At 50.1% G+C, this 3,506-nt stretch carries 3 protein-coding genes; all 3 read right to left on the reverse strand.

All coding sequences use genetic code 11. From position 1 onward, the window contains the following. Window positions 1-994: 3-deoxy-7-phosphoheptulonate synthase (locus MHN01_RS20650; protein ID WP_239413145.1), on the reverse strand; the 994-nt coding region annotated here is incomplete at its 3' end. Window positions 995-1,127: 133 nt separating this feature from the next. Then, window positions 1,128-1,952 carry a siderophore-interacting protein gene (locus tag MHN01_RS20655; protein ID WP_239413146.1) on the reverse strand — a complete coding sequence of 275 codons (825 nt, stop codon included), beginning with the start codon at window positions 1,950-1,952 and terminating at the stop codon, window positions 1,128-1,130. A 215-nt stretch (window positions 1,953-2,167) separates the two neighbouring features. After that, on the reverse strand, window positions 2,168-3,355 hold the full coding sequence (locus MHN01_RS20660) for an MFS transporter (protein ID WP_239413147.1): 1,188 nt from the start codon (window positions 3,353-3,355) through the stop codon (window positions 2,168-2,170). Window positions 3,356-3,506: the final 151 nt, after the last annotated feature.

Consider the following 3,506-nt stretch of genomic DNA (forward strand, 5'->3'; position numbering starts at 1 on the left):
TATCATGCCAGTTAAGACAGGCATCGGTGACGGACTGACCATAGGTCATGTTGTCGCTGATGTCCTGCCGTCCTTCTTCAAGGAAGCTTTCGGCCATGATGGCGGTGATAGCTTGCTCGCCTTGTGAGATTTGGTCGCACAGTGACTGAGCGACGACCAGCTGATTTTTATGTTGTTTTTGACTGTTGCCATGGCTGCAGTCAACCATCAGGCTGGCGGGCAGTCCGGCCTTCTTCAGCGCCTCGCTGGCAGCCTGAATATCACTTGGGCTGTAATTGGGCTGCCTTCCCCCGCGCAAAATGATGTGACAGTCAGCGTTGCCTGTACTCTCTACCGCATATAACTGGCCATCATGACCTGCTACGGTGAATAGGTGGGGGGAGCGGCTCGATAGAATGGCATCGGTTGCAATACGAACATTGCCGTCAGTACCATTTTTGAAGCCGACGGGGCAGGGTAAACCTGAGGTAAATTGCCGGTGTACCTGGGATTCGGTCGTTCGTGCGCCAATGGCTCCCCAGCTCATGAGATCGGCCAGATATAAGAAACTGGTGTTGTCGAGAAACTCTGTAGAAGTTGGAACGCCTAACTCATTGATGCCAAGAACCAGCTTTCTGGCCTGGGTAAGCCCGGCCAGAAGATCATTGCTGCCGTCTAGGTGCGGATCGAATATGAGTCCTTTCCAGCCCGTGGTGGTGCGCGGTTTTTCGAAATAAGTCCGCATCACGATATGTAGGTGATCATTGAATTGATCGATAAGTGGCTTCAATTTCTCGGCGTACGCAAATGCAGCCTTGGGATCATGGATCGAACAAGGTCCGATGATCACCAGCAAGCGGTCATCATTGCCCCGTAAAATCTCTCTTACATGTTTGCGTGATTCCATGATGTGGTGTTCAGTGTCGACCGTGCACGGGTAGTCACTGAGCAGTTCTGCCGGTGAAGGAAGCTGACGCCAAGACGTCGTTCTCATCACTGACGGGTGAATAGCCATGTTAAATTCCTTCTTTGTCATTATGAAATGACATCACTCTCTCGCTATGTTGCGGTGTACCGTACTTCCTGATCGCTGTTTTTATTGTTTTGCGATTCTTTCGTGTTTTGAATCCTGTTTAACACCTGTCACATTATTTGCTATCCATTACCGCATGGCGGTTTTGATGGTAGGCCTCTTCATCTTTGCCAAAGCGCCAATACGGCACGGCATAAATTGCTGTGCGCTCGACCCCCAGATCACGGCGAACATGGTTGCGGAGCGGTACCACCAGACTTTCCTCGCCACCGAACCAGAAATAGCTTTGGGTGGTTGTCATGTCTTGCTGGATGAATGGGCGTGTGAGTTTTTCACTTTCTTCGGGGTTGCCTATTACCCAGGTCAACGTCACTCCTTCGGGAACAGGCAGATCTTGAATGGCTTCCGTGGTTGGAACTAACACGGCAATATGCCCCTGACAGGTGGCTGGCATCACTTCTATCATGGCACTGATGGCTGGCAGGGCAGTCAGATCGCCAGCCATGTAATAAAACCGAGCGGGTTGTAGCATAGGTGTTGGACCTCCCGGGCCAGATATTGCCAGGGTATCGCCGGGTTTGGCGTTTTGGGCGAACCGGGTTGCCGGGCCGTTGTCGCCGTGCAAGGCAAAGTCGATGTCTATTTCACAGGCGTCGCGTCGGAATGCGCGGATACTGAATGTGCGAATGACAGGTTTATCATTGGGGTTCGGCCAACGAGGCCCTTTTTCCGTTAACGTCGGCAAGACAGGTTCAGCCTGGTTGCCGTGCGCCATCATGATTTTGATATGCTCGCCGCCACTGGCATCGGGATAGTTCGCCAGCTGTGGGCTGGTGAAGCAAATGCGACGTAATGACGGTGACACATCGATTATGTCTTTGACTGAGACCAGAAAGGGGCGAATAGGTCGACGGGGGGAAGGCGCACCTACTTGTGACATGAGTATCCTTGTACTTATCAATGTTAATGAAAATTATTCTCAAGTGCATTATACATAAGAACCTCTGAACACAAAGAAGAATGATGGTGACAATTGGAATCAGTACCAAAGCTTTAAAGATCAAAGGAGTATTATTGAAAAAAGGAAGGTGAAACCGCCTAACTTAGTGTCAGGCGGTATGTTGTGTCAGGCATCTTTTGCATAGATGTTAATGGTTAGGCCCATCTTAGCTTTATCACTTCGTTGCCTTGCTCCGGTTGGGATGGAATGTTGAAAGCCAGTATCAGCGACAGGCCTGCCATCAAGGCACCGGCAATGAAGACGCTGGCCGGTGAGACTAACCATAGCAAACCAAACCCTACCGGTATGACAACAGCTGCAATGTGGTTGATGGTAAAGGCGACGCCTGCGGTTGAGGCAATATCCGCCGGATCGGCAATTTTCTGGAAATAAGTCTTGATTGCGAGCGCCAGTGCAAAGAACAGGTGGTCGATGACATACAGTCCTGCAGCCCATTGGGCGGACTCGACAAAGGCATAGCTGACAAAGACCAGTACCAGGCCGATGTATTCGAATATCAGCGCTTTTCTTTCGCCAACTTTACCTATGATTTGACCGATCTTTTTAGCAAACAACCAATTGAATAAGTGATTAATCAAAAACAGCAGTGCGATGTCGGCGGCAGAGTAGCCAAATTTCTCGACCATTAGGAAGCCGGCGAAAACGGTAAAAATCTGCCTTCTGGCACCGCTCATAAAGGTGAGGGCGTAATAGAGCCAGTATCGTTTACGCAAAATGAGTTTTTTATGCTGAGCGGTTTTGGCCTCAAAGGTGGGGAACCCTAACCAGATAAAGATGACCAAGCAAAGGGATACGGTACCGGCAATGAGGTATACCCATTTAAAGTCCAGGGCCAGTTGCTCAAGCAACACCCACAGGCAGGCATAGGTGATAAGCGATGCCAGCGCACCGACCGAGATGAGCTTCCCCAGCACCTCGGGTGCCTGATCTTTGGACAACCACTGCAGGGACAGCGACTGTTTCAGGGTTTCAAAATAATGGAAGCCGACGGACATCAGCAGTGTCGTACACAGTAGCCCGGCAAAGGATGGAAAGAACCCGGTAATTGCGACGCCTGTGGCTAGCATGGCCAAAGAGAGAACGATGAACTTCTGCTCTTTGATAAACAGCAGCATAAAGACGGCGGTAAAGGCCAGAAAGCCCGGGATTTCGCGTACGCTTTGCAATATACCGATGTCAGCACCGGTAAAAGCGGCTTTCTCAATAACAAAGTTGTTGAGCAGCGCCTGCCAGCTGGCAAAAGCGATAGGCACAACGATAGAGATGAGAATTAAAAAGGTTTGTGGCGTTTGCCATGGTTTGTTGTGCGATGTGGTTTTCATTGGTGGTCCTGATCGCATGGGATTTGATGCTGAATAGGTTATCAAGTATGTTGGTGGCTGACTTTCGACGATGGGTCAACTTATGTCGCTAAACGGACAAAATGGCGAAAAAATCGGGTTGTCTTTCCGAGGCTCCAACGAGCAAATCGCT

Origin of the sequence: Photobacterium sp. OFAV2-7, from assembly GCF_022347985.1 — a bacterium.
GTDB lineage: Bacteria > Pseudomonadota > Gammaproteobacteria > Enterobacterales > Vibrionaceae > Photobacterium.

What these genes read in the sequence shown, in the direction of transcription:
- MHN01_RS20655 (WP_239413146.1), bottom strand. Translation starts at nt 1,952, where the DNA reads ATGTCACAAGTAGGTGCGCCTTCCCCCCGTCGACCTATTCGCCCCTTT.
- MHN01_RS20660 (WP_239413147.1), bottom strand. Translation starts at nt 3,355, where the DNA reads ATGAAAACCACATCGCACAACAAACCATGGCAAACGCCACAAACCTTT.